General features: G+C 65.3%; 21 protein-coding genes. 12 read left to right on the top strand and 9 right to left on the bottom strand.

The genetic code is table 11. The annotated features are described in order from the left end of the window. The first annotated feature begins 146 nt into the window (after window positions 1-146). From ONR75_RS01810 to ONR75_RS01790, 5 genes are all read left to right on the top strand, one after another. Window positions 147-1391, top strand: a complete 1245-nt coding sequence (locus ONR75_RS01810; protein ID WP_265081126.1) for an ABC transporter substrate-binding protein — start codon at window positions 147-149, stop codon at window positions 1389-1391. A 20-nt stretch (window positions 1392-1411) separates the two neighbouring features. Then, window positions 1412-2131, top strand: a complete 720-nt coding sequence (locus tag ONR75_RS01805) for an ABC transporter ATP-binding protein (protein ID WP_265081125.1) — start codon at window positions 1412-1414, stop codon at window positions 2129-2131. After that, window positions 2124-2828, top strand: a complete 705-nt coding sequence (locus ONR75_RS01800; RefSeq protein ID WP_265081124.1) for an ABC transporter ATP-binding protein — start codon at window positions 2124-2126, stop codon at window positions 2826-2828. The genes ONR75_RS01805 and ONR75_RS01800 overlap by 8 nt, the downstream gene beginning before the upstream one ends. A gap of 12 nt (window positions 2829-2840) precedes the next feature. Continuing rightward, entirely contained in the window at window positions 2841-3707 is an 867-nt protein-coding gene (locus ONR75_RS01795) for a branched-chain amino acid ABC transporter permease (protein ID WP_265081123.1), read from the top strand. A 61-nt stretch (window positions 3708-3768) separates the two neighbouring features. After that, the gene (locus tag ONR75_RS01790) at window positions 3769-4683 is read left to right on the top strand and encodes a branched-chain amino acid ABC transporter permease (RefSeq protein ID WP_265081122.1); all 915 of its coding nucleotides are present in this window, start codon (window positions 3769-3771) and stop codon (window positions 4681-4683) included. A 41-nt stretch (window positions 4684-4724) separates the two neighbouring features. On the opposite strand, the gene ONR75_RS01785 is transcribed toward ONR75_RS01790, so the two are convergent. From ONR75_RS01785 to ONR75_RS01775, 3 genes are all read right to left on the bottom strand, one after another. Next, the gene (locus tag ONR75_RS01785; protein WP_265081121.1) at window positions 4725-4892 is read right to left on the bottom strand and encodes a hypothetical protein; all 168 of its coding nucleotides are present in this window, start codon (window positions 4890-4892) and stop codon (window positions 4725-4727) included. A gap of 185 nt (window positions 4893-5077) precedes the next feature. Next, complete coding sequence (locus ONR75_RS01780) at window positions 5078-6661, bottom strand: Na+/H+ antiporter (protein ID WP_265081120.1); 1584 nt, start codon at window positions 6659-6661, stop codon at window positions 5078-5080. A 364-nt stretch (window positions 6662-7025) separates the two neighbouring features. Then, window positions 7026-8090 (bottom strand): glycosyltransferase family 4 protein, encoded by a 1065-nt coding sequence (locus ONR75_RS01775; protein WP_265081119.1) that lies wholly within the window; start codon window positions 8088-8090, stop codon window positions 7026-7028. 304 nt (window positions 8091-8394) lie between these two features. Here ONR75_RS01775 and ONR75_RS01770 point away from each other — a divergent pair, with 304 nt between their 5' ends. The 4 genes from ONR75_RS01770 (at window position 8395) to ONR75_RS01755 (ending at window position 14337) form a co-directional block, all read left to right on the top strand. After that, window positions 8395-10158 carry an ABC transporter ATP-binding protein gene (locus ONR75_RS01770; RefSeq protein WP_265081118.1) on the top strand — a complete coding sequence of 588 codons (1764 nt, stop codon included), beginning with the start codon at window positions 8395-8397 and terminating at the stop codon, window positions 10156-10158. Window positions 10159-10225: 67 nt separating this feature from the next. After that, on the top strand, window positions 10226-12424 hold the full coding sequence (locus ONR75_RS01765; protein ID WP_265081117.1) for an amylo-alpha-1,6-glucosidase: 2199 nt from the start codon (window positions 10226-10228) through the stop codon (window positions 12422-12424). A 73-nt stretch (window positions 12425-12497) separates the two neighbouring features. Beyond that, the gene (locus tag ONR75_RS01760) at window positions 12498-13010 is read left to right on the top strand and encodes a PRC-barrel domain-containing protein (protein WP_265081116.1); all 513 of its coding nucleotides are present in this window, start codon (window positions 12498-12500) and stop codon (window positions 13008-13010) included. A 73-nt stretch (window positions 13011-13083) separates the two neighbouring features. After that, complete coding sequence (locus ONR75_RS01755) at window positions 13084-14337, top strand: MFS transporter (protein ID WP_265081115.1); 1254 nt, start codon at window positions 13084-13086, stop codon at window positions 14335-14337. Between the two features lie 151 nt (window positions 14338-14488). Here the strand turns inward: ONR75_RS01755 and ONR75_RS01750 are convergent, their stop codons facing one another. The 4 genes from ONR75_RS01750 to ONR75_RS01735 all read right to left on the bottom strand — a co-directional run bounded on the left by ONR75_RS01750 (window position 14489) and on the right by ONR75_RS01735 (window position 19271). Next, window positions 14489-15667 (bottom strand): pyridoxal-phosphate-dependent aminotransferase family protein, encoded by a 1179-nt coding sequence (locus tag ONR75_RS01750; protein WP_265081114.1) that lies wholly within the window; start codon window positions 15665-15667, stop codon window positions 14489-14491. A 111-nt stretch (window positions 15668-15778) separates the two neighbouring features. Continuing rightward, window positions 15779-16630, bottom strand: coding sequence for an LssY C-terminal domain-containing protein (locus ONR75_RS01745; RefSeq protein ID WP_413776424.1), 852 nt, complete (start codon window positions 16628-16630; stop codon window positions 15779-15781). A 59-nt stretch (window positions 16631-16689) separates the two neighbouring features. Then, a complete protein-coding gene (locus ONR75_RS01740) occupies window positions 16690-17415 on the bottom strand; it encodes a thermonuclease family protein (protein ID WP_265081113.1) in 726 nt (241 codons plus the stop codon). 131 nt (window positions 17416-17546) lie between these two features. Then, window positions 17547-19271, bottom strand: a complete 1725-nt coding sequence (locus ONR75_RS01735; RefSeq protein WP_265081112.1) for a hypothetical protein — start codon at window positions 19269-19271, stop codon at window positions 17547-17549. 362 nt (window positions 19272-19633) lie between these two features. Here ONR75_RS01735 and ONR75_RS01730 point away from each other — a divergent pair, with 362 nt between their 5' ends. After that, window positions 19634-20509 carry a caspase family protein gene (locus tag ONR75_RS01730; protein ID WP_265081111.1) on the top strand — a complete coding sequence of 292 codons (876 nt, stop codon included), beginning with the start codon at window positions 19634-19636 and terminating at the stop codon, window positions 20507-20509. A 75-nt stretch (window positions 20510-20584) separates the two neighbouring features. Here the strand turns inward: ONR75_RS01730 and ONR75_RS01725 are convergent, their stop codons facing one another. Then, a complete protein-coding gene (locus ONR75_RS01725; protein WP_265081110.1) occupies window positions 20585-21463 on the bottom strand; it encodes a LysR substrate-binding domain-containing protein in 879 nt (292 codons plus the stop codon). 98 nt (window positions 21464-21561) lie between these two features. On the opposite strand from ONR75_RS01725, the gene ONR75_RS01720 reads away from it, so the two are divergent. Beyond that, the gene (locus ONR75_RS01720) at window positions 21562-22590 is read left to right on the top strand and encodes a bile acid:sodium symporter family protein (protein WP_265081109.1); all 1029 of its coding nucleotides are present in this window, start codon (window positions 21562-21564) and stop codon (window positions 22588-22590) included. 37 nt (window positions 22591-22627) lie between these two features. Here ONR75_RS01720 and ONR75_RS01715 read toward each other — a convergent pair whose 3' ends face one another. Further along, window positions 22628-23482 carry a DUF4118 domain-containing protein gene (locus tag ONR75_RS01715; protein WP_265081108.1) on the bottom strand — a complete coding sequence of 285 codons (855 nt, stop codon included), beginning with the start codon at window positions 23480-23482 and terminating at the stop codon, window positions 22628-22630. A gap of 327 nt (window positions 23483-23809) precedes the next feature. On the opposite strand from ONR75_RS01715, the gene ONR75_RS01710 reads away from it, so the two are divergent. Beyond that, the gene (locus ONR75_RS01710) at window positions 23810-24751 is read left to right on the top strand and encodes a hypothetical protein (protein WP_265081107.1); all 942 of its coding nucleotides are present in this window, start codon (window positions 23810-23812) and stop codon (window positions 24749-24751) included. Window positions 24752-24764: the final 13 nt, after the last annotated feature.

The raw sequence follows: 24764 nt of genomic DNA, 5'->3' as shown, positions 1-24764 counted from the left end.
CGTCGCGCAAAGCCGGCTAAATCCGATCAAGCGAAATTTCGCAGGTGGCAGCTTTGATCGGCCCCGTGAGGGCCGATCGGACCGTCATTCAACGATAATAAAATGGCGCACGCGTTGTCGTGTGCCCGCCGACCGGAGGAAGCCGCATGACCATCACCCGCCGCACATTTAGCATTGGCGCATCCGCCGCGCTGCTCGGGCCGGTTGCGGCGCCGTTCATTCGCACGGCGGGCGCGGCCGAGCCGGCGATCCGCATCGGCGTGGTCAATTCCATGAGCGGCGGTCTGGCCGCCTATGCCCAGGAAGGCCAGCCGGCCTTCGAATACATCATCAAGAAGATCAACGCCGAAGGCGGCATCAAGAGCAAGGGCGGCGCGAAGATCGAGCTGGTGATGGCCGACGACACCAGCCAGCCGGCGCGCACCGCCGCCGAGGCACGCCGGCTGATCACCGAAGAGAAGATCCAGCTGCTCACCGGCACCATCCTCAGCGCGCAGATGCTCGCGCTCACGCCGGTCATCGACGAAGCGAAAATGCCGACGCTGTCGGTCTGGGCCGGCGGCGCGCAGTCGAACTACATGTTCACGCTGGGCTATCCCTACGACCGCGGCTACGCGCAATCGATGCATGACTTCGTCATCTCGCTGCGCGACGACAGCAAATTCCCGATCAAGACCGCGGTGATGGGCTATTCCAACTACGAAGCCGGTCAGCAGTCCAACAAGTTCCTGGTGGAGAAGCTGAAGAAGAGCGGCATCGAGATCATCGGCGAGGCCGCGCTCGACATTCGCGCCCAGGACCAGACTGCGGCGATGATCCGCATCCGCTCGCTGAAGCCCGACGTGGTCGTCGGTCTCGTCACGCCGCGGGATGGCATCCTCCTGCATCAGGCGCGCTACAACCTCAACTATCACGGCAGCATCTTCTGCGGCGGCACCGGCGGCTATTCCGACCTGTCGCTGTGGAAGGATCTCGGCCCCGAAATCGGCAAGGCCGTGCTGACCCGCAACCTGTTCGGCATGACCGGCTTCAGCGAAGGCGCCAAGATTCCGTCGATGCAGGCCATCGTCAAGGAATTGCGCGACGTCGCCAAGCTGGACAAGATCGGCCAGGGCGCCATCCAATATGCCCAGGCCGCCCGCGTGCTGCAGCAGGCGCTGGAGAATGCCAAATCGCTGCAGCCCGACGATCTGCTGTCGGCGCTGAAGAACGTCAATATCCCCTATGGCGATCCCAACCTCTACGTCTCCAAGCCGCAGGGCTTGCAGTTCGCCGAGGATCGTCTGCTCAAGGACGGATCGGCGATGTTCATCCAGTGGACGCCCGAGCAGCAGCAGCAGGTCGTGTTCCCCAAGGAATTCGCCCAGGTGGCGCCGCGGCCCAAATCCTAGCAACGGCTTGAGATCCCGCCGTGGCATTTCTTGAAATCGCTGATGTCACCAAGAAGTTCGGCGGGCTGGTCGCGGTCAACGCGATCAGCTTCTCGGTCGAGAAGGGCGAGATCGTCGGCATCATCGGCCCCAACGGCGCCGGCAAGACCACGCTGTTCGGCGTCATCTCCGGCTTCATGGCGCCGACCAGCGGCGACGTGCGGTTCGACGGCGCCAGCATCACCGGCGTGTCGCCGGACCGTCTGGTGCGCCGCGGGCTGATGCGCAGTTTCCAGATCGTGCAGAGCTTTGCCGACATGACGACGCTCGACGTGGTGACGACGGCGGCGCTGACGCGCCGGCCGATGCGCGAGGCCGTGGACTACGCGGCCGAGACGCTGCAGCGCGTCGGACTCGGCGGCAAGGAACTGATGACGCCGCTGACCCTGTCGCTGCAGGACAAGAAGCTGCTCGAGCTGGCGAAGTGCATCGCCACCGATCCACGCTGCATCCTGCTCGACGAGGTGATGGCCGGCCTGACCATGGCCGAGACCGCGGCGCCGATCGCCATCATCGAGGAGTTGAACCGGCAGGGCGTCACCATCGTGATGGTCGAGCATGTGATGCCGGTGATCATGCGGCTGGCGCGACGCATGGTGGTGATCAATTTCGGCGAGAAGATCGCCGAGGGCACGCCCGACGAGATCATTAGGGATCAGCGCGTGATCGATGCCTATTTCGGGGATCACATCGATGCTTGAGATCGATCACCTGGTCGCAGGCTATGGCGGCGTCGCGGTGCTGCACGATATTTCCGCCACGATTGGCGCCGGCGAGATCGTCGGCCTGCTCGGCGCCAACAATGCTGGCAAGACCACGCTGATCAACGCGCTGTCCGGCACGGTCAAACCGATGTCCGGCCGCATCCGCTTTCAGGGCAAGGACATCTCGAAGATGACGCCGCAGGCCCGCGTCGAGGCCGGCATCGTCCAGGTGCCGGAAGGCCGGCTGGTGTTCCCCGACATGACGATCCGGGAAAACCTCCTGCTCGGCGGCATCAATGCGCGCGCGCGAAAAGGCCGGCCGCAGCAGATGGACAGGGTGCTCGGCCTGTTTCCGCGGCTCAAGGAGCGGCTGACGCAGCATGCCGGCTCGCTGTCCGGCGGCGAGCAGCAGATGCTGGCGATCGGGCGCGGGCTGATGGCCGAGGCCAAGCTCCTGATGCTCGATGAGCCCTCGCTCGGCCTGTCGCCTCTGTTCGTGCAGTACATCTTCGAGATCATCGACAGGCTGCACGCCGAGGGCCTGACCATCCTGCTGGTCGAGCAGAACCTGAACCTGACATTGCGCCATGCGAAGCGCTGCTACGTGCTGGAGCGCGGACAGGTGGCGGTCGAAGGCGAGGCCGACCTCGTCCGCAACGATCCGCGCACCCGCAGCGCCTATCTCGGACTGTGACCGGAGAACGATGTGACTGAGCTCTATCAGGCGCTGGCGCAGGGCCTTCTGATCGGCAGCACCTACGGTCTGCTGGCGCTCGGCATGGGCCTCGTCTATGGCGTGTCGGGCGTGGTCAATTTTTCCCACGGCGATTTCATCTCGCTGGGCATGTTCATGTGCCTGGCGCTGTATTCCGCCTTCTCGCTCGATCCCTACGTGTCGGTGATCATCACCGTGCCCGTGATGACCGCGATCGGCGCGCTGGTCTATCTCTACCTGATCCGGCCGATGGTCGGGCACCAGTTCCTGATGGTGGTGCAGCTGACCTTGGGCCTGAGCCTGGTGCTGCAGAACGGCATCCTGATGGTGTTCGGCGGCCAGCCCGCGCGCACGCCGTCGGTCGTGGAATCCAAGCTGTTCATCCTCGGCGACGTGGTGCTGCGCGTGCCGCACATCATCGCCTTCGCGATTTCCTTCGTGCTAGCCATCGGGCTCTACATCATGCTGCGCTCCACCGATTTCGGCCGCTCGATCCGCGCCGTGCACCAGAACGCCCATGCGGCGGCGCTGATGGGCATCGACGTCGGCCGCGTCCAGGTGCTGACCTTCGCGCTCGGCATCGGCATCCTCGCATTGGCCGCGGCGCTGCTGCTGCCGGGAACGCCGATCCAGCCGACGCAGGGACTGCGCTACACGGTGATCACGCTGCTGGTCGTGGTGCTTGGCGGCATGACCAATTTCGTCGGCATCATGCTGGGCGGGCTGATCATCGGCATCGCCGAGGCCTTCGGCACCATCTATCTGGACGGCCCGCTGGGATTGCTGATGCCCTACATTATCTTCGTCGCGATCATGCTGTTCCGGCCGCAAGGCCTGACCTGGAAGTCGCAGCGATGAGGAGGAATTCTACAACACGCTGAGATCGCCGATCTGGTGGGGTGCGCTGGCCCTCGCGGCAATGGTGCCGTTCGTGCTGCCGAGCTATTACGTCCACATTCTCACGCTGTCGCTGGTCTATGTGGCGCTGGCCTCGTCGTGGAATATCGTCGGCGGCATGGCCGGGCAGATCTCGCTGGCGCACAGCCTGTTCATCGGCACCGGCGCCATGCTGTCGACCGCGCTGCTGCTCAAGCTCGGCGTCAACATGTGGCTGGGCCTGCTGATTTCGGCGGCGATCTCGGGCGTGCTCGGCGCGCTGATTGCCTGGATCGATTTCCGCTTCCAGCTCGGCCACCTCTCCTTCGTGCTGATCACCCTGGCCTTCGCGGAAATGGGCAGCATCGTGGTCGAGGGCTCGGAATTCTTCGGCGGCGCCTCGGGCCTGCTGCTGCCGAAGGACACCGGCAATTTCCTCGCCTTCCAGTTCGGCGGCGGCTCCGGTGCGTTCTGGATGATGCTGGCGCTGGCGGCGATCTGCGTGCTGGTCAGCGTCGCCATCCTCAATGCGCCGCTCGGCTATTATCTGCGCACCATCCGCGACAACGAGAAGGCCGCGCAGGCCATCGGCGTCGACATACTCCGCTACAAGATCACGGCCATGGTGATTTCCGCCGTGCTGGCGTCGGTGGTCGGCACCGCCTATGCGCGCTACCTCACCTTCGCCGATCCCTATCTGCTGGTGTCGCCGGTGATCACCATCGAGATCGTGCTGTTCGCCACCGTCGGCGGCCTCGGCCGCGCCTATGGTCCCGCACTGGGTGCGCTGCTGCTGGTGCCGCTCGGCGAGGTGCTGCGCGGCAAGCTCGGCAGCACCCTGCCGGGCCTGCATTATTTCATCTACGGGATCGTGGTGATCGCGGTGATCCTGATCACGCCGCGTGGCTTGCTGCCATTGTGCGAGAAAATGTGGGCGCGCCTCCGGCGCGCGGCATAGTCGTCGTCATTCCGGCTTCGCTCGCGCCCCGGAATGCAACCTCAGAATTTCTTGACGATCATCAGGCACAGCAGGATCGTCGCGCACGACGCCATCACCGCAGCCATGTTCAGCAGGTTGCGCGCGGCCACGATGACCGTCGAGGTCGGATAGACCGCGGCCGTTGCATTGGCCTTCTTGCGCGGTGCCGATCGTTTCTTGTTCGCCATGCTGGTTCCCGAATGGAGGGTCAGGCTGTTGTGCAACCTGACCCTGACGCCGTCCCTGCCGAGGTTTGTCCCTCGATCATGGCCGGACCATAGCATGAACGGGGGCTGAATTGCTTAATCGATGTGGTGAATCAATCCTGACCGGAATCGATGGTTTATGAAATTCTGCCGCCCGTACGCGCGGCTCACACGAAGCGACGCACGTTGACCTCTTCGAGATCGAGTTCCCGCTCGATGGCATGCAGCACGTCGTCATGGATCTCGCCGCTGCGATGCAGCCGCAGCAGTTCGGCGCGGCCGGCGGCATTGGCGGCCAGCACGGCGTTGTAGTGATCGATGCGATGCGGCGCGAGCGTGTCCTTCTCCTCGCTGAACCGTGTCGCCGCGCGGACGCGGTAGGAATACTGTTCGAACAGCCGGGGATGGCGATGGCTGCCGTCGGGATTGAGCGATTGCACCTCCACTGCAGCCAGCTGTGCGGTGGCGACGCGGGCGCGCGTCTGCTCCTCCGTCAGCGTCGAGCGGTGCTGTGCCGTGAAATCGCCGCGTAACACCAGCCGCACCAGCGGCGCCAAAGTGGTGCCCTGCACCAGCACGGTGACCAGGATCACGACGAAGGTCACGGCGAGAATGAAATCGCGGCCGGGAAAGCCTTCCGGCAGCGACAGCGCCACGGCGAGACTGACGACCCCGCGCAACCCGGCCCAGCTCATGATGAACGGCACCGCCAGCGGCGGATAGGGATCCCGCGCCCGCAGCGCCGGCGACATCAGCCGCGGCAGGTAGGTACCGGGAAAGATCCAGACGAAGCGCGCCACGATCACCGCGGCGACGATCGCCGCGGTGGCCGGCAACAGGCTCATCAGGGTGTCGCCGTTGTCGCTCAGCCGCGTCAGCACGCCCCTGAGCGACAGGCCGATCAGGATGAACACCAGCGATTCCAGCGCGAATACCATCACGCCCCACACCGAGAGCGCCCGCGTGCGCGTGGCGGCATCGATGATCTCGTGCTGCTTCCAGCCGAGGATAATGCCGCAGGTGACGGTGGAGAGCACGCCTGAAACCCCGAGCTTTTCCGCCGCGATGTAGGAGATCCAGGCGTTGAGAAAGGTCCAGATGATGATCAGGTCGGTGTCGCGCAGCCGCTTCACGGCGAAGATGCTGATGACGGCGCAAGCGATGCCGGCGGCGATGCCGCCCGCAGCCAGCCAGACGAAGGTCAGGCTGGCTTCGCCGATGCTGAAGCTTCCGGTCAGCGCCGCGGCGACCGCAAAGCGAAACAGCACCAGGCCGGAGGCATCGTTGACCAGGCTCTCGCCCTCGAGCAGCACGATGACGCGCGGCGGCAGCGGCAGCTTCGACAGCACCGCCTTGGCGGCGACGGAGTCCGGCGGCGACACGATGGCACCCAGCGCAAAGCACGCCGCCCATGGCAGCGACGGCATCACCAGATGGGTCACCACGCCGACCACCAGCGTGGTGAAGAACACCGCGCCGACAGCGAGCTGCAGGATGATGCGAATGTCGGCGCGAAAATCCCGCCACGAGGTGAACCAGGCGCTGGACATCAGCAGCGGCGGCAGGAACAGGACCAGCACCAGATCGGGATCGAGTTCGATATCCGGCGTGCCCGGGATCAGCGCGAAGCCGATGCCGCCCAGAATCAGCGCCGCCGCCCGCGGCAGGTTGAAGCGCCGGGCCACGAGGTCCAGCAATAGGATGACGGCCATCAGCAGAAGGATCAGTTCGAAGCGCGAGACGGCGGTCATGATGGCCTGACAATGCGAGAGAAAACGAATGAGCGTTTCTCGCAAATGCCGGGCGGGCTGTACAGGCTAACGGCCTAGCAGGATCCAAGCGGCTCATGCTCATCCCTCCCCCGCGTCTTCGCGGTGGGGAGGGTGGCCGGCCGCAGGCCGGTCGGGTGGGGGCGGCACAACATGGAGAGCAGCGCGTTGTGCGCCCCCACCCCGGCCTCCACTTCCGACGATGCTGTCGCATCGTCGTTCGTTCGGCCGACCCTCCCCACCTTGCGCAGCTTCGCTGCGCTTGAGGGGAGGGATGTTATTGACGCCTCATCAAACAAAAAGGGCGGCCACCGGCCGCCCTTCGTCGTCGTCAAGAACTGCGCGTCTACTCCGCGCTGCTGACCAGCCGCAGCGGTGCGGTGTGCTCTGCCAGGCTGCGATACACCGCCATGTAGTCCAGCGCCATGCGCCGCGCCGTGAAGCGCGCCTCGAACTGCCTGCGGATGGCGCCGCGGTCCATTCCCGGCAGCCGCCCCACCGCCGCCACCGCGCTGGTCTCGTCTTCGACGATGAAGCCGGTCAGCGCCTCGTCGATGATCTCCGGCACCGAGCCACGGTTGTAGGCAATGACCGGCGTGCCGCAGGCCATGGATTCGATCATCACCAGCCCGAACGGCTCCGGCCAGTCGATCGGCAGCAGCAGGCCGAGCGCGCCCGAGAGGAATTGCGGCTTCTCGCGGTCGCCGATCTCGCCGATATATTCCACCAGCGGGTGATCCATCAGCGGACGGATCACCTCGTCATAATAGTCCTGATCGGCGCGATCGATCTTGGCGGCGATTTTCAGCGGCATGTTGGCGCGAATCGCGATCTTGATGGCGCGGTCGACACCCTTTTCCGGCGCGATGCGGCCCAGCACCGCGAGATAGCTCGGCGTCACCGACTGCGGCGTCAGCAGCTTCTCCGGCAGGCCGTGATGGATGGTGCGCACGAAATTCGCCTGCGGCACCGGGCGACGCTGCGCATTGGAAATCGAAACCACAGGGGCCTTGGAGAAGGTGGTGAACACCGGCTGATGTTCGGGAAGGTCGAGCCGGCCATGCAACGTGGTGAGAAACGGCGTGGGCTGGCGGGCGAACAGCGAGAACGGATAGTAATCGAGATGGAAGTGCAGGAAGTCGAACTCGTCGTCATCGGATTTCTGTCGGACCCTTTCCAGCATCTCCATGTGGAGTGCATTGGGATCGCGAACCGAGCCGTCGAGCCGCAACGCCTTGGGCCATCCGGCGTCGAGTCTTGCCGATGTCTGCGAATCGCCGCTGGCAAACAGCGTGACATCGTTTCCGAGTGCGACAAGTTCCTCGGTCAACCAGTGAACGACACGTTCGGTGCCGCCGTAAAGCTTGGGCGGTACGGCTTCCGTCAGCGGGGCAACCTGCGCGATGCGCATCTCAACGTCTCCTGTTGTTGTCGCGGATAAGAGTTCCCTCACGACTAGCGGCACCGGCATGCCGGATCGGGAACGTTTTCGCAGATGCGAAGTTCCTCACTGCGAGCGTACTTCCTCCACACTGTGGTCTTGCTGATGCCACCTCATCAAACCAGAGTTTCCCAATCGCTTGTGCTGCATGAATGTTGCGCAGTGATGGCGACAACATGGGGATTCGAAGTGAGCAGTATTGATCGGCGGCTCACCGGGCGGCGCGACCCTTCCTGACGATTCTCTTTATCCTCCAACGAGTTTTGTGGGTCACATGGACAGTCTTTCCGGATATTCGCACCGCCCTTTCGCCTTCGTGTTGCGCTATCTGAAGCAACGGCCTGCATCACATCTCATCATCCTGCTTTCGGTGATCGCAGCGGTCGCCTGCTCGGTGGGCACGCAATACGGCGTCAAGTATCTGGTCGACGGGCTTTCCGCCGGGCCATCGCAAGACAACCGCGTATGGCTGGCATTCGCATTTCTCGTGGCTCTGATCGCCGCCGACAATTTTCTCTGGCGGATCGCCAGCTGGACCGCGAGTTTCACTTTTGTGGGCGTCACCGGCGACCTGCGCCGCGATATTTTTCGGCATCTGACCGGCCACTCGCCGAACTACTTTTCCGACCGGCTGCCGGGCATGTTGACGAGCCGCATTACAGCGACTTCCAACGCGGTGTTCACCGTCGAGAACATGTTCGTCTGGAACGTGCTGCCACCGTGCATCGCGACCTTTGCGGCGATCATGCTGATCGGCACCGTCAGCCTGCCAATGGCGGCGGGCCTCACTGTCGTTGCCGGCATCGTGGTGGTGGCAATGTTCAAGTTGGCCGCCGCCGGCAAGCCGCTGCATGACGATTTCGCCGACAAGGCCGCCGCGGTCGATGGCGAAATGGTCGATGTCATCAACAATATGCCGCTGGTCCGCGCGTTCTGCGGGCTCGGCTACGAACACGACCGCTTCGACGCCACGGTCAACCGCGAACTCAATGCGCGCGGCCGCAGCCTGCGCTACCTCGAGAAGCTGCGCCTGACCCATGCCGTCATCACGGTGGTGCTGACCATCGGGCTGCTCGCCTGGGCGATCCGGCTGTGGCAGGCCGGCGGCGCCAGCACCGGCGACGTGGTGCTGGTCTGCACCCTCGGCCTGTCCATTCTGAGCGCGACGCGCGATCTCGCCGTGGCGCTGGTCGACGTCACCCAGCACGTGGCGAGGCTGACCGAAGCGATCGCCACGCTGCTGGTGCCGCACGATCTGAGCGATCATCCGGAGGCGGAACCGCTGGTGCGCAGCGGCGCGGCGATCGCCTTCAACAACATCTCTTTCAAGTATCCCGGCGGTCTGCAGGTGTTCGATCGATTCACCCTGCGTCTGCACGCCGGGCAGCGCGTCGGCCTGGTCGGGCAGTCCGGCGGCGGCAAGTCCAGCCTGTTCGTGCTGCTGCAGCGTTTTTACGACGTGGAAAAGGGCAGCATCACCATCGACGGCCAGGACATTTCGCGGGTCACCCAGCAGAGCCTGCGCGAGGCGATCTCCGTGGTACCGCAGGACATCTCGCTGTTCCATCGCTCCATCATGGAGAACATCCGCTACGGCCGACCCTCCGCCAGCGACGACGAGGTGCTGCGCGCGGCGATTGCGGCGCGCTGCGATTTTGTCGAGACCATGCCGGAAGGCCTGCACACCATGGTCGGCGATCGCGGCATCAAGCTGTCCGGCGGACAACGCCAGCGCATCGCGATCGCCCGCGCCTTCCTGAAGGATGCGCCGATCCTGCTGCTGGACGAGGCCACCGCGGCGCTCGATAGCGAATCCGAAGAAGCGATCCGCGAGGCGCTGTCGCGTCTGATGCGCGGTCGCACCGTGATCGCCATCGCTCATCGCCTTGCGACGCTGCGCAACTTCGACCGCGTGGTGATGTTGCAGGGCGGCAAGATCATCGAGGACGGCAAGCCGGACAGCCTGATGCAAGGCACCGGTCCGTATCGCGAACTCGTGACTCAGGAAATGAGCCGCCTGGCTCAGCACGCCGCCTGAGCGGCTTACAATCCCGGACCGGATCGCCTGCGATTCGGTTCCGTCCCGGAACCTGCCGAGGTCTCCCATGCCCATCGACGCCGCCGCCAAGATCAGCGCCATCCCGGTCGAAACCGTCTCGGAATCCCCGTTCTATATTCCGATGACCGGCCCCGCCGCGCGACCGCGCCGCGCCCTGAAACACGACGACACCTTCGTGGTGCTCGATAGTCATGGTGACATCGGCGCCTCCGCTGGCGGTCCCGACGGTCTGTTCAACGCCGACACCCGCTATCTGGCGCGGCTCGAACTGACGCTCGACGGATTGCAGCCGCTGCTGCTCGGCTCCAACCTGCGCGACGACAATTCGGCGCTGACCGTGGATCTCACCAATCCGGACATCTACAGCGGGGGTCGCCTGGTGCTGCAGAAGGACATGCTGCACATCGTGCGCACCTTCTTTCTCTGGCGCGGCACTGCCTATCAGCGCATCGGCCTGCAGAATCATGGCGAGCATCCGGCCAGCTTCGATCTCACGCTGGCCTTCGACAACGATTTCGCCGATCTGTTCGAGGTGCGCGGCTCGCAGCGACCGCGCCGCGGCGTGGCTACCAGCCGGCTGCTCGGCCCCAGCGACGTTGCGCTGGAATATACCGGCCTCGACGATACGCCACGCAGCACCATGGTGCATTTCGACCCGCGGCCAACGCGGCTGTCGCCCAATCTGGCGACCTATCATTTCGAACTGGCGCCGCAGCAAGCCACCTCACTGTTTGTCGCTGCGTCTTGCAACGCCGCTCCCGGGCATCAGCCGGCGCCGTTCTTCAAGGCCCTGCTGGCGCACCGGCGCGAGATGCGCAACTTCTCGAAGGGCGCCACCTCGATTGAAACCTCCAACAACATCTTCAACGAGGTGCTGTGCCAGGCCATGGCCGACCTCAACATGCTGCTGACCGAGACGCCGCAGGGCCGCTATCCCTATGCCGGTATTCCCTGGTATTCGACCACGTTCGGCCGCGATGGCCTGATCACCGCATTGCAGATGCTGTGGATCGATCCGCGCGTCGCGCGCGGCGTGCTCAGGCGCCTCGCCAGGTTCCAGGCGACGACGGTCGATCCGCTCAACGATGCCGAGCCCGGCAAGATCCTGCATGAAATGCGCGGCGGCGAGATGGCCGCTCTGCGCGAGGTGCCGTTCGCGCAGTATTACGGCAGCGTGGATTCCACGCCGCTGTTCGTGATGCTGGCCGGCCTCTATGTGGAGCGTACCGGCGACGACCACACGCTGCGCGAATTGTGGCCGGCGATCGAGGCTGCCTTGCGCTGGATCGATGGGCCCGGCGATCCCGACGGCGACGGATTTGTCGAATACCAGCGCGCCACCGACCAGGGCCTGCAGAACCAGGGCTGGAAGGATTCCTTCGACGCTATCTTCCACGCCGACGGCAAGCTCGCCGAGGGCAATATCGCGCTCGCCGAAGTGCAGGGATATGTCTACGCCGCCAAGCAACTGGCCTCGAAGCTGGCATTGCGCATGGGCTTGACCGACAAGGCCAGCGAGTTGTCAACGCAAGCGGAGAAACTCGCCGCAGCGTTCGAGGATGCATTCTGGTGCGAGGAGCTCGGCACCTATGCGCTGGCGCTGGACGGCGAGAAGATGCCTTGCGAGGTGCGGACCTCCAATGCCGGTCAGGTGCTTTTCACGGGCATCGCCCGCGAGGACCGCGCGCGCATGGTCGCCGCCGATCTGATGCGGCCGCACTTCTTCACCGGCTGGGGCATCCGCACCGTCGCGCGCGGCGAGGCGCGCTACAATCCGATGTCCTACCATGACGGCTCGATCTGGCCGCACGACAATGCGCTGATCGCGCTGGGCCTTGCGCGCTACGGATTGAAGCATTCGGTGGAGGCGGTGTTCAAGGGCCTGTTCGATACCGCGACCTATATGGACCTGCGGCGGCTGCCGGAACTGTTCTGCGGCTTCCAGCGCGAGAAGCGCCGCGGGCCGACTCTGTATCCGGTGGCCTGCGCGCCGCAGGCCTGGGCCAGCGCCACGCCGTTCACGCTGCTCGAAGCCGCGCTCGGCATCGAATTCGACGCCGCGCGCGGCGAGATCCGGCTGCGCAACCCACGGCTGCCGTCATTCCTGACCGAAGTGGTCCTGCGCGATCTCACACTGAATGAGTCCAGCGTCGACCTGCGGCTGCGCCGTCACAACGACGATGTCTCGCTAGAAGTGCTGCGCACCCGTGGCCGCATCCAGGTCTCGATCGTGCTGTCGCACTGACATGGCGGCGCGGTCGCTCCGCCGAACCTTGCCGGGAGGCTGTATGCGTCAATCAGGTTGGACGATCGCCGTAATGATCGCCGTCGGGCTTTCGACGGGTCGGGCATGGCCGGCCAATGACACACTTGCGCCGCAAGCTGCCCCGGCTTCGCCGCAAGCGATTCCGGGCGCTCCGGACAAGAAACCGGCCGATGCCGCGCCGGCCGAGGCGACGACACCGCCCGTGGTGACCGTGATCGACGCCGTCGATGCGCGCGGCATTCTCGGCCGCGACGTGCGCAGCCCGACCGGCGATAACATGGGACGCATTGCCGATGTGATCGTCGATCGCGGCGGCCAGACCCGCGCCGCGGTGATCGACTTCGGCGGCTTTCTCGGCGTCGGCAGCCGCAAGATCGTGGTCGACTGGAGCGCGCTGCGGTTTGGCAACGTCGCCAACAAGAGCGAGAGCATCAGCCTCGGCCTGACCCGCGAGCAGGTCCGCGCCGCGCCGGAATACAAGGATGACCAGCCGATCGTAGCGCTCGGAGCCTCCGGCAAGCTGGAGCCGCTGCGCTATCCGCCATTGAACGGACAGGAGAAGTAGACTGTCCACGCATGCACCCATCCTTGCCAATGACGATGCTCCGCGCGATGACCACGCGGTACCGGAACTTGGCGTGCATGCGCCCGGCATCGCGCCGGATCTCGACGGCGAGCCGCCGCCGAAGCCTGCGCCCTCGCGGCAAAGCCTGCGCGGCCTCGACTGGTTCATCTTCTTTCTCGCCGACGTGCAGACCGGCTTCGGTCCGTTCGTCGCGGTCTATCTCACCACGCAGAAATGGACGCAGGTGGAGATCGGCTTCGTGCTGTCGATCGGCGGGATCATCGCGCTGATCGGACAGATGCCGGGCGGCGCCATTGTCGACGCCGCCAAATCGGAAAAGCTCGTTGCCGGTTTAGCGGTGGCGACGATCGGCTGCTGCGCGCTCGGCTATGCCGCGCTGCCGATCCTGCCGGTGGTGATGACCGCGGCAACGCTGCATGCCATGGCGAGCTGCGTGCTCGGTCCGTCGATTGCCGCGATCAGCCTCGGCCTGGTCGGCCCGCTGCGGATCGGCGAACGGCTCGGCCGCAACGCGCGCTACGCCTCGCTGGGCAACGGCGTTGCCGCCGCGGTGATGGGCACCTGCGGCTATTTCCTGTCGAGCCGGTCGGTGTTCGTGGTGACGTTCCTGCTGGCGATGCCCACCTTGCTGGCGCTGTCGCGGATCCGCGCCCGCGAGATCGACGCGGCGCAGGCTCATGGCGCGACGCCGCACAAGAGCGCCGAGCGGAAATCCATTCGCGTGGTCGATCTGCTGCGCCAGCGCCCGCTGCTGATCTTCGCCGCCGCAGTGCTGCTGCTGCAGCTTGCCAATGCGGCGATGCTGCCGCTGATGGCCGGCGTGGTGACGACGCGGTCGGCCGACTGGGCACCGGTGCTGATCGCCTTCTGCATCGTGGTGCCGCAGGCCATCGTCGCGCTGTCATCGCCGACTGTCGGCCGCAAGGCGCAGCAATGGGGCCGCCGGCCGCTGCTGCTGCTTGGCTTCGCCGCGCTGGCCATCCGCGGCCTGCTGTTCGCGATCGTGAAGGATCCTTACGTGCTGGTCGCCGTGCAGGTGTTCGACGGCATCACCGCCGCGGTGTTCAGCGTGATGATCCCGCTGATCGTCGCCGACGTCGCCTTCGGCAGCGGCCGCTTCAGCCTCGCCCAGGGCATCGTCGGCACTGCGACCGGCATCGGCGCCTCGCTCAGCACGATACTCGCCGGCTTCGTCGCCGATCGCTTCGGCGCGCCGGTGGCCTTTGTCGGCCTCGCCTGCGTCGCAGCCCTCGGGCTGTTGATGATCTGGACCATCATGCCGGAGACAAGGCGGGAAGTTTCATAACCTCTCCCCGCACACAGTTGTCATCGCCCGGCCAGGCGCGCACTTGCGCGCAAGGACCGGGCGACCCAGTATTCTGCGGCGTCGGTGGCGACGCCGCAGCGCTTGCGTCTACTGGGTCACCCGCTTGCGCGGGTGACGACAACCGAGAAGGTTAGGCCGCGACGTTCTCGCCGAGATAGTTGATCGCAGCTTCGGTGCCGCCCTTGCCGTGGGGAATGCCGAGCGCCTGCAGGCCCATCTCGATGACCCCCAGCGTGCCGAGGATCATCGGCGCATTGACGTGGCCCATATGGGCGATACGGAACGCCTTGCCCGAGAGATCGCCGATACCGACGCCGAGAACGACGCCGCACATGTTCTTGCAATAGGCCAGCAGCGGCGCCGGATCCTGAATCGTCACCGTCGTCACTGTATTGGAGCGCTCGCGGGCCTCCTCGATGTTGAAGTTGACCACCTGTCCCTCTGACCACACGGCGACCGCGCGGCGCACCGCTTCGGCGAGCAGGCTGTGGCGCCGGAACACGTTGTCCAACTTCTCATCGAACAGCATGTCGATGGCCTGTCGCTGAGCGAACAGCAGATGAACCGGCGCGGTGCCGGAATATTTGTTGTAGTGCTCCGGCCCCTCGCGCTCGGTCCAGTCCCAATAGGGCGTGCGCAAATTCGCAGTCTTGTGCACCGCGCGGGCGCGATCGTTGGCGGCGACGAAGCCGAGGCCGGGAGGCGCCATCAGGCCCTTCTGTGAGCCGGACATGGCGACGTCGATGCCCCATGCGTCCATCTCGAACGGCATGCAACCGAGCGAAGCGACGGCATCCACCATGAACAGCGCCGGATGGCCGGCGGCCTTGATCGCCTTTCCGATGGCTTCAATGTCGTTGTAGGCGCCAGAAGCTGTGTCGACCTGTACCGCCAGCACCGCCTTGATCTCGTGGTTGGTGTCCGCGCGCAGCCGCGCTTCCACTTCCGCGGGGCGGATGGCGCGGCGCCAGTCGCCCTTGAGGCCCTCGACATCGACGCCCATCGCCCGGGCAGCCTGCCCCCAGCCGATCGCGAAGCGACCGCTCTCCAGCACCAGGATCTTGTCGCCGCGCGACAGCACATTGGTCAGGGTCGCTTCCCACGCGCCATGGCCGTTGGCGATATAGATGTAGGTCCGGCCCTTGGTGGCGAACAGCGTGCCGAGATCGCGCAGGATGCTCGCGGTCATCTGCACCATGGTGTCGGAATAGATGTCGAGGGCCGGGCGATGCATGGCGCGCAGCACTTCGTCGGGCATGGTGGTGGGGCCGGGGATGGCCAGAAACTCACGCCCCGCTCGAACGACCATTTCAAATTCCTTGCTGGCAACCGGATGACTGGATGGGGATGGTGGCATGACGCAGCGCGGAATCAAAGCGCGCGCACCGCATGCGATGGATGCAGCGCCGGAGCGGGAATTTCAAGGCGGCGCGGCGTTATTTCCGAGCGCGGTGCTGATGGCGCTCCAGATGGCATCCTTGATCTCGGTGGCCGGCGGGCTCGGGATCGTCACCGCGGGCCCGTCGCGCTTCTGGCAGGCGACCACCAGGCGCACGATCCACACCTCGCCGTCGGTGAAATACGCATCGCCACCGCCATTGCGTCCGGCCAGCGTCGGTCCGATGCCGGTCACCTGATATTTCGCGGTGACCATGCCGGCATTTTCAAGGTCGCCGGTCAGCAAGGTGCGCTCGGCATCGATGTCGGCGGCGATGTGGTGGGTGATGGCACCGGTGTATGAGCTGATGCCGACGCTTCGATCGAACGTGGCGTCGCCGAGCCAGACCGGCCGGTCTTCCTGGCCGCGGTCGAGCACCTTCCAGAACCGCACATGGTGGCGATGATCGGCGCTGCTGCCGACCGGCTTCTCGAAAGCGAGATCCTCGCGACGGCCGAGATAGAAAAGCGGACTCACCGGCGCGTCGCGATAGGGCCGGTCAAGCAGCACGCTGCCGACGATCTCGACCGACGATTTCAGCGTCACGGGATCGGCGGGATACCAGCCCGCTTTGCTCATCGCGCACAGCACGTCCGTGCGGTCGCCGATCAGCCCGACATTGATGGGGTCGCCAGCGATGCCCTGCGCGGTCATGGTGACCATCGGCAGGCCGGCCAGCCGCTGCTGGTGCTCGTAATGGGTCCAGAACGTCGGCAGCAGAAAGTAGGCGACGGCGCCGTAGACTGCGAGCAGGAATACGGTGAGCCGTGCGGTCTGGTGCAGCCGTCCGCGCCGGGGCTTCGGCGCCGGCGCGTCGGGTCGGATGTCAGCCAATGCGTCGCGCCCTCGAGAGTCCGACTGGCGTGAAGCCTAGCATGGGATCGCGGAAAAGCTCAGCGCCGGGTCTCGCGGCAGCCTGCGGCCTGGGCCTCCTCCACCGAGCAGAACCAGCGCGTGCCCTTGCTGATCTTCATGCTGATCTTGGCGTACCAGCGGCTCTTCGGCGTATGATAGATGCAGACGCCGGAGCGGTTGACGTTGCCCTTGATGGTGCAGGTCGGCGACGGCGCCACCGATCCGGACGCCGAGGCCAGCAGGATGGCCAGCGCATTCTCCGGCGGCTTGACCGATCCGAGGATGGTCGTCTTCTTGTTGCGGACGCGCCAGTCCCACGGCGCGATGAAGGCGCCTTCCCACAATCCAATCTTGGCGTCGCGCGCGACCTTCTCGTCGGCGTCATAGGTGTGCGCGAACTGCACGAAGGACAGCGCCCAGCCGTTGGCCACCATCCATTTCTGGACGTCTTCGCCGTCGACCTCGCATTTGGCCACCGAGCGGCCGAAGCGGTCGGTGCGGGTGACATGGCAGGTCCAGCTCTTGTCGCCGACATGCTTCACCAGCGCGTCGTGGGCCGCGACGCCGCAGGTCCAGCGCTCGCCGGTCGCATTGATGCAGAGCTGGTCGAGCGCCGGCGCGTCGATGCCGGCGAGACGGATGCGGGTGCTGCCGATGGCGATCTGGTCGCCGTCGCGGATTTTCGGGATGCCGGTGATATCCGCCGCCTGCGCCAGGGTCGGTAGGCCGAGCAGCAACAGCGACAACAGAAATCGATTGAACATTATCAATATCCCGGCAATGGGCGGAACTGAGCTTTGAACACCAATTGTGCGGGGAATTGGGCAGCCGCGCCAGCACGGCGACACGTGCCGGATTCAACTTAGCGCGATATGGCGCGGCGCTGGGAGATGCGTCACGACTTGATAGCCCGCCGCGCCAGCGCCAGTCCCATCAGCACGAAGGCCGAGGTCACCTCCGGCCCGCCCACCAAAATCCGGGTCGGCGTCTTCATCTTGTTCCATTCATAGGCCCGAAACGGCCCCTTGCGGCCGCCTTCGCCGAAATGGCCGACGATGCACTGCAGCGCCGGGGCGAAGCTGCTCGCCTCGGCGCCGAGGTGGCCGAGCGCGATCAGCGCCAGCGCCGCGTCGAACACGTTCATCTCGGCGGCCATCAGCGTGTGCTGCACGTAAGCCAGCACGCGGCTGCGGATGAAGGCAAAGGCGCCATCGGGATCGATCGCCTGGCGGGCGGCTGGCGGCAGCAGCAGGAACGCGGCATGGCAGCGGCCGAAATAGGCGCAGTACAGTTCCGGCAGGTAATAGATGTGCGAGCGCGGATCGGCGAAGGCGCCGGACGCCACCAGCCGGTGCTGAAAGCCGATGATTCGCTGCAGCGTCTGCAGCCGCTGCGGCGTTTCCAGAATCCTCCAGCGCGCGCAGTTGCGAAAACTGACCTCGAGAATGTCGAGGTTCAGCGTCGGATCGAGATCGTTGCCGAACGGCCGCTCGTTTTTGAGATTGTCGATCCAGGTGACCACGCCGCCGGCGTAGTCGATATGATCGTTGAGCGGCACGGTGACCATCGGCGCGTTGGCGCCATTGCCGACCTGGTAGCCGGCGTAGAAATCCAACAGCGGCTGGTCGAGCAGCGGATCGCATGAGCCGGCCTGGGTGGCCGCGGAAAACGAACAGGCGGTGGTGTCGCAGTCCGGCACATAGACGTCGAAGCCGAGGCTGTGCTTGATCCCGGTAAAGAACTTGCTGAAGCGCGGCTGCGGAGGCGGCGCCAGCGCGGTGATGACGCCGACCGTGCGGCCGTCATGGCAACGCACCTGCTCGCGGCTGGTGGTCAGGCAGAACGTGACCATGTCCGAAATCGCGCGCTCTGTCGCCTGCGCCTGCTCGGCCGTGGCGAGTCCGCTGCCGGCAAAGCTCAGCAGCGCCTCGGTGAAGAACGCATCGTAATAGGCCGAGCGATGGCGGATCTGCACCGGCGCCCACATCGGCTCGGCGATTCCCGTCCATGGCGGATTGATCAGTTTTGCTGCCGGCGAGCGCGCGATGAAGACGCGCGCCAGGTTGAACAGCAGCGTCGAGTTCTTGTAGTTGCGGGCGTTGAGCCCGGTCAGCGCCATCAGGAATTCGCGGCCGTGCAGGTCGGGATCGCCGATCAGGTTGAAGGCGGCGTAGGCCGGAATGAAACCGTTACTGCCGAACGAGCGCAGCAGATGCGCGCCACAGGTGCGGATCACATGGTCGATCGCGGCGAGATCGGGCGCGGTTGCCGGCGCGGACACTTGCGGAGGCGCGGGATGGCTGAGTGTCACGCTGTCCAGCAGCTCGGCCACCGGCCGGCCGATCGCCGCCCAGTCCGGCGCCGCGTCGTCGCGGGCGCGGATCAGGGCGTCCTGCAGGCTGCGAAAGCGGCCGGGATCGCGCAATTCCGGCAGTCCGGCCCGCCGCAGCAGGGCCCGCAGCGCCGGATTGCCCAGCGCCGTCTTGTAGAATCTTGCGATGTGGGGATCGCCGCCGCGATCGCCGAGAAAGACGGGGTCGCAGAGATCGTACAGCGACGGGCCATCCTTCGGGCCAGTGAGCGCCTGGCAGGCGGCACGGACGAAATACGGGATACTCATCTGCGGGTCCGGCGCTGAGGCATGCAAGTCCTTGCAGAAATTACACAAATGCAACGGGAACACAATCTCGTGGAACCCGCAGCGGGAGATGCCGATGGCAGCAAGCCCTCTTGCTGCCGCAAGCGAGCCGTTCGGCACGGCAGTCCGGAGGCAGCGGCGCGTGCCTGGATACCTGCAGCGTGCGGCGGCCAGGCGCGGCGCGCACGGGTTGCCGGGAAAGCCGCACCGGGTTAACTGTCTGTTTGCTGCGGTGCCGCAAATTGAGCGCAATTGCTGCCCAATAACTCGGGCACCCCCACAAACCTATATCGACGTTGGCGCGACCAAGAAGCGCGTGTCCAATGCTGACAGGGATGGCTTATATGAATGTACGGTTGTTTGGCGTCACGCGCCGCTCCATCACCATTGCAGCCGCTTTTGTCGGCCTGGTGTCGCTGGCGCTGGGTGCCAACGCCGCGTTCAACAAGCGGCCCATCGCTGTCGCCGCCGCGACGCCGTCGAATGCCACCGTCGACGTCGCCGGCAAGGCCGGGCGCATCGCGCTGGTGATCGGCAACGGCCATTATCCCGACGCCAGTGCGCCGCTGACCCAGCCGATCAACGATGCGCGCGCGTTGACCAGCGCCCTGCGCCATGACGGCTTCGACGTCGATGTGGTGGAGGACGCCACCCGCGATGATCTCGCGCGCGCAGTGCAGCGCCTGAAGGCGAAGATCAAGCCGGACTCCATCGTGATGCTGTATTTCGGCGGCTACGGCGTGCAGGTCGGCCGCGAGAGCTACATGATCCCGGTCGATGCCGCGATCTGGAAAGAGGCCGACATCCGCCGCGACGGCGTCAGCATCGAGGCCGTGCTCGACGTCATGAAGGAGAAGGGCGCCCACGCCAAGCTGGTGGTCATCGACGCCTCTCGCCGCAATCCCTATGAGCGCCGCTTCCGCGGCTACTCGCGCGGCCTGGCGCCGATCAACGTGCCGGACAATGCGCTGATCCTGTCCTCGGCGACGCCCGGCAAGGTCGCCGACGACGTCGAGGGCGCCAACAGCCTGCTGGCCGGCGAGCTCCTGAAGAACCTCAAGGAAAAGGCCTCCGGCGCCGAGGCGCTGTTCACCCGGACCCGCGTCGCCGTCACCCGCGCCTCCGACGGCGAGCAGGTCCCGGCGGTGTCGTCGTCGCTGGTGGACGACATTCCGCTCGGCAGCGGCCTCGCCAGCACCGCCGAAAAGGCCGGCAGCTAGCTTCGGCGCCGCTGCTCCGGCCGGGCAATTCCACGAGCTTGCCCGTTGCTGACATCGTCCATGCCATCTTCGCCGTCACATCCGCTCGCTTGAGCTGGCGCGATCGCGCGGTCCCGCCCAGTTCATGATGGTCGCGGCGAGGGCCTGGACCGCGGGGCTGGGGCCGTCCGGGGCGATCACCGCGAACTGGATGTCCGGCAGTTTCGGCAGGCCCTGGCGCGGCGACAGGATCGTCAGGCCCGGCGGCATCAAACGGGTGGAATGCGGCAGCACGCCGATCCCGGCCCGCGCGGCCGCGCTCAGGCCGGAGACGTTGGCGCTGGTGAATGCCACGCGCCACAGCCGCCCCGACGCTTCCAGCGTCTGCAGGACGCCGACGCGCGTGATGCTGGGCGGCGGATACATGATCAGCGGCAGGGGACTGTCGGGGTCGAGGCGGAATTCGGGATGAGCCATCCATTCGATCGGCTCCGTCCAGACCATCTGGCCGCGGCTGTCGCCGTCACGCCGTTTGATCAGAGCGAGATCGAGCCGCCCCGCATCGAATTCGGCACGCAGATTTTCACTCAGTCCCGAATGCAGTTCGATGTCGAGTTCGGGATGCTGGCGCGCGAAGGCGGCGAGCACGTTCGGCAAGGCCGACAGCACGAAATCCTCGGAGGCGCCGAAGCGCAGCCGGCCGCGCAGCGGCGCTGCCGCCAGATGCTGATGCAGATGCGCGTAGCGGCCCAAGATCGACCGCGCATGGTCGAGCAGGGCCTCGCCATCCGGGGTCAGAGCGAGGCTGTGCGTGTCGCGGTCGACGAAGCGGCGCCCGGTCTGTTCCTCGAGACGGCGGATTTGCTGGCTGACCGTCGACTGGCGCAGGCCCAGCAGACGCGCGGCGCCGGTGAAGCTGCCGGCATCGGCGACCGCGACGAAGGTTTGCAGGAGATCGACGGGCAGATAGGTCATGGTCATCACCATACGTGATGACTAATATCGTGGTTATGAGGATTTCGCATGACAGGGCGCCGACCTAGATTTGCCTCGATCAAACGAGGTCCTTCCCAATGTCCAGCTTCCCGCTCCGCCGTATCCGCCTGCCCGTCGACCCGTTCCTGCTGCTGCTGATCGGCACCGTTGCTTTGGCCGCGCTGCTGCCCGCCCGCGGTGCCGCGACCGGCTATGTCGACCATGCGGTCACAGCGGCCGTGGCGCTGCTGTTCCTGCTGTACGGCGCCCGGCTGTCGCCCGCCGCGGTCAGGGAAGGCCTGCTGCACTGGCGCCTGCAATCGATGGTGTTCGCCAGCACCTATCTGCTGTTTCCGCTGGTCGGCCTCGTGGCCAGCCTGTTGCTGCGCCCCTATCTGCCGGGCGACCTGGCGATCGGCATCCTGTTCATGTGCCTGCTGCCCTCGACGGTGCAGTCGTCGATCGCCTTCACGGCGATCGCCCGCGGCAATGTGCCGGCGGCGCTGTGCAGCGCCTCGGTGTCCAACCTGCTCGGCGTGGTGCTGACCCCGCTCCTGGTCTCGCTGCTGCTGTCGTCCGCCGGCGGCGGAGTCTCCATGGTGGCCTTCGAAGAGATCGCCGCGCAGATCGTCGCGCCCTTCATCGTCGGTCAGCTGATCCGGCCGTGGGTCGGCGCCTGGCTGCTGCGCCATGCGCGCATCACCTCGGCGGTCGACCGCGGCTCCGTGCTGCTGATCGTCTACGCCGCCTTCAGCGCCGGCATGGTCGAGGGCATCTGGGGCCAGTTGTCGCCGGCCAGCCTGGCCTTGGTGCTGGCGATCGATCTCGCGGTGCTGACCATGGTCATCGTCACCACCACGCTGGCCAGCCGCTGGATGGGCTTTGCCACGGAAGACGAGATCGCCATCGTGTTCTGCGGCTCGAAGAAGAGCATGGCCAGCGGCATTCCCATGGCCGCCATCCTGTTCTCCGGCCACGCGCTGGGATTGATCGTGCTGCCGATCATGCTGTTTCACCAGGCGCAGCTGTTCGTCTGCGCCATCCTGGCCCGGCGCTACGCGAGGCGCACGACGGCGCACGACATCGAAGCGGGGACTGCCATGCTGTCGACGCCAACCGCATCCTGAGAGCGCGATCGCGCCGGCCGCGACCGCTCGGCCGACTTCAGCCGGCCGGCGGGGCCGCTTGCCCAGCGCGCGGCTGCTGGCGGTCCAGCACCAGGCCCAGCATCCGCACGACGACGTCGACCGCCACGTCCGGCAGCGGCGGGCGCTCATCGGGATCGAAGGCGAGGCCGATGACGGCAGTGCGGCCCTCGGCCGCCGGCACCGGCCAGAAGTCGAAGCGCGAGGCCAGATCCGGATAGACGCCGCCGCGCACCACGGTTCCGGTCGCCAGCGCCGAGCGCGCCGCCTCCAGTTCGGCCTCGCGCGGTTCGAGCTCGCCGACCTGCCGGAGCGCCACCACCCGGCCCTCCGCCATTAGCATCACCACCGCGGGAACCTGGAACAGCGCCGCCAGCGCCTGGGCGGTGACGGTCAGGACCCCATGGACATTGCCGGCCGCGACCACGTCGCGGCTGTAGCCGCTCAGCACATTGGCCTGCCGTCGCAGCAGCGCCGCCTCGCTGGCGCGCTGGCGCGAGGTGAAGGCCACGCCGCTGACGATGACGCCGACCACCAGCAGCAGCCCAATCGCCCAGATGTTCGCGGCGTCGTCGACGGCCAGCGAGTAGCGCGGCTCGGTCAGGAAGAAATTGAACGCCAGCGCGCCCAGCACCGCCGAACACAGCGACGGCCCGAGGCCGAGGCTGACGCCGGCGATGACCACCGGCACGACGAAGACCAGGGACAGGTTGGGGATCGACACCTTGCTGTCGGCCGCGATGGCGGCGAGCGTGGCGACGGCGGTCATGGCGATCGCCGCCAGATAGCCGATCAGCCCGGATGCGACCGGGCCAAGCAGCGGGGCGGCCTCCGGCGCGATGTCCTGCTGCAGGTTCGATTGGGTATCGGCCACGGCTTGCCTCCTGCCCGGCACCTGAGCGGCAACGCATTGGCTAAAGGAACCAGCCAAAGCAAGGTCGCGGCCCGGACCGACTGGTTAAGTATATCCCAACTTCATCGGTGCGCGAACCACATGAAGCGGAAATTCGCTTCTCCCGCCGGTCGCGTTCTCGCGCCTCGATGAGCCGGACCTTTGCGAAAATTCTCGGATCGAGATGAGGGAGACAGCGCGCCCGGCAGACGGGGGATGGTGGTTGGGATCCGATCCGCATTGCTGCGAAGCGCGGCGCCTATACCGCGCCACATCGCAGGCAATTGACGCAGCCTGTGGCTGCTATGGGTGGGCGATCGAAATTCGATCCGGAAAGAGATTGCTGGAAAATTGCGGGTGGCAATCCGCGACGAGACTTTGAGAGACTATTTTAGAAACTTTTGTGCCTTTCCAATCGCCGATCTCAGAGAAGGCAGGTTGGATAGTGGATCAGAGGAATCTTCGGCAGCTTTGGTTGCCGTTGTCGCGGAGCTGAAACGCGCCTCAAAAGACGCTCCTTCTTCAATCGAAAAACTTGTTACAGATTTGGGGCTGCTAGAGTCTGCAAGCCACTTCCCAGAAATTGTTAGATTGAGATCTCGGATTGAGCAAATAGACCTACTCGTCACTTTCGTTACGGAAATGGAGGACGCGACGCGGGCGGAAATCCGAGCGCAAACTACTTCAGTCATCAAAAGCATTAGCGACGATATCCAAAAAATGTGGGCCGTCCTTCATCCTCAAGAACCTATAGATAGCGTGCATCTCTACCAACCAGAGGCTGCGGACAAAGCTTTGGATTTGGCACTGCGTTTCTACGGCAGAAAGCAGTTAAGCCTGCGGCTGACGCTATCGGAAGGACATCGTAATAGCTTAGGCCTCTGTGTGTTCTTGGCTTTTGCCAAACGGGACGGAACTAATATTCCGCTTGTTCTAGACGATGTTGTGAGCAGCTTTGATCGTGAGCACCGGAGTTACGTGACCGACCTTTTGACCCAAGAGTTCTCTGACCGACAGGTTTTTATCTTCACACACGACTACGATTGGTATGTTGAACTACGGACTCGCCTGCCCGGTAAATTCTGGCGCTTCGGCATTTTGCTCCCATGGAAAGAACCTACGGTAGGAATTCGGTGGGCTAACAACGTCGGGGGCTTCGATCTTGCCCGGGAGCTACTAGCTAGCGATCCAGCGAGCGCTGCGGCTAAGGCCAGAGCCGTTATGGATACGCAGCTAGCGGCAACAGCTTAAGACGCAGAGCTCG

Origin of the sequence: Rhodopseudomonas sp. P2A-2r (genome assembly GCF_026015985.1) — a bacterium.
In the GTDB taxonomy this organism is placed as follows: Bacteria; Pseudomonadota; Alphaproteobacteria; order Rhizobiales; family Xanthobacteraceae; genus Tardiphaga.
The sequence above is the reverse complement of the archived record's forward strand: the minus strand, read 5'-3'. Positions and strand labels throughout refer to the sequence as shown.

Excerpts from the sequence above, each read along its gene's own strand:
- ONR75_RS01730 (WP_265081111.1), top strand. The coding sequence starts at position 19,634 with ATGAATGTACGGTTGTTTGGCGTCACGCGCCGCTCCATCACCATTGCA.
- ONR75_RS01765 (WP_265081117.1), top strand. The coding sequence starts at position 10,226 with ATGCCCATCGACGCCGCCGCCAAGATCAGCGCCATCCCGGTCGAAACC.
- ONR75_RS01770 (WP_265081118.1), top strand. The coding sequence starts at position 8,395 with ATGGACAGTCTTTCCGGATATTCGCACCGCCCTTTCGCCTTCGTGTTG.
- ONR75_RS01790 (WP_265081122.1), top strand. The coding sequence starts at position 3,769 with ATGGTGCCGTTCGTGCTGCCGAGCTATTACGTCCACATTCTCACGCTG.
- ONR75_RS01725 (WP_265081110.1), bottom strand. The coding sequence starts at position 21,463 with ATGACCTATCTGCCCGTCGATCTCCTGCAAACCTTCGTCGCGGTCGCC.
- ONR75_RS01785 (WP_265081121.1), bottom strand. The coding sequence starts at position 4,892 with ATGGCGAACAAGAAACGATCGGCACCGCGCAAGAAGGCCAATGCAACG.
- ONR75_RS01775 (WP_265081119.1), bottom strand. The coding sequence starts at position 8,090 with ATGCGCATCGCGCAGGTTGCCCCGCTGACGGAAGCCGTACCGCCCAAG.
- ONR75_RS01810 (WP_265081126.1), top strand. The coding sequence starts at position 147 with ATGACCATCACCCGCCGCACATTTAGCATTGGCGCATCCGCCGCGCTG.
- ONR75_RS01750 (WP_265081114.1), bottom strand. The coding sequence starts at position 15,667 with ATGGTCGTTCGAGCGGGGCGTGAGTTTCTGGCCATCCCCGGCCCCACC.
- ONR75_RS01780 (WP_265081120.1), bottom strand. The coding sequence starts at position 6,661 with ATGACCGCCGTCTCGCGCTTCGAACTGATCCTTCTGCTGATGGCCGTC.
- ONR75_RS01720 (WP_265081109.1), top strand. The coding sequence starts at position 21,562 with ATGTCCAGCTTCCCGCTCCGCCGTATCCGCCTGCCCGTCGACCCGTTC.
- ONR75_RS01760 (WP_265081116.1), top strand. The coding sequence starts at position 12,498 with ATGATCGCCGTCGGGCTTTCGACGGGTCGGGCATGGCCGGCCAATGAC.
- ONR75_RS01740 (WP_265081113.1), bottom strand. The coding sequence starts at position 17,415 with ATGTTCAATCGATTTCTGTTGTCGCTGTTGCTGCTCGGCCTACCGACC.
- ONR75_RS01800 (WP_265081124.1), top strand. The coding sequence starts at position 2,124 with ATGCTTGAGATCGATCACCTGGTCGCAGGCTATGGCGGCGTCGCGGTG.
- ONR75_RS01735 (WP_265081112.1), bottom strand. The coding sequence starts at position 19,271 with ATGAGTATCCCGTATTTCGTCCGTGCCGCCTGCCAGGCGCTCACTGGC.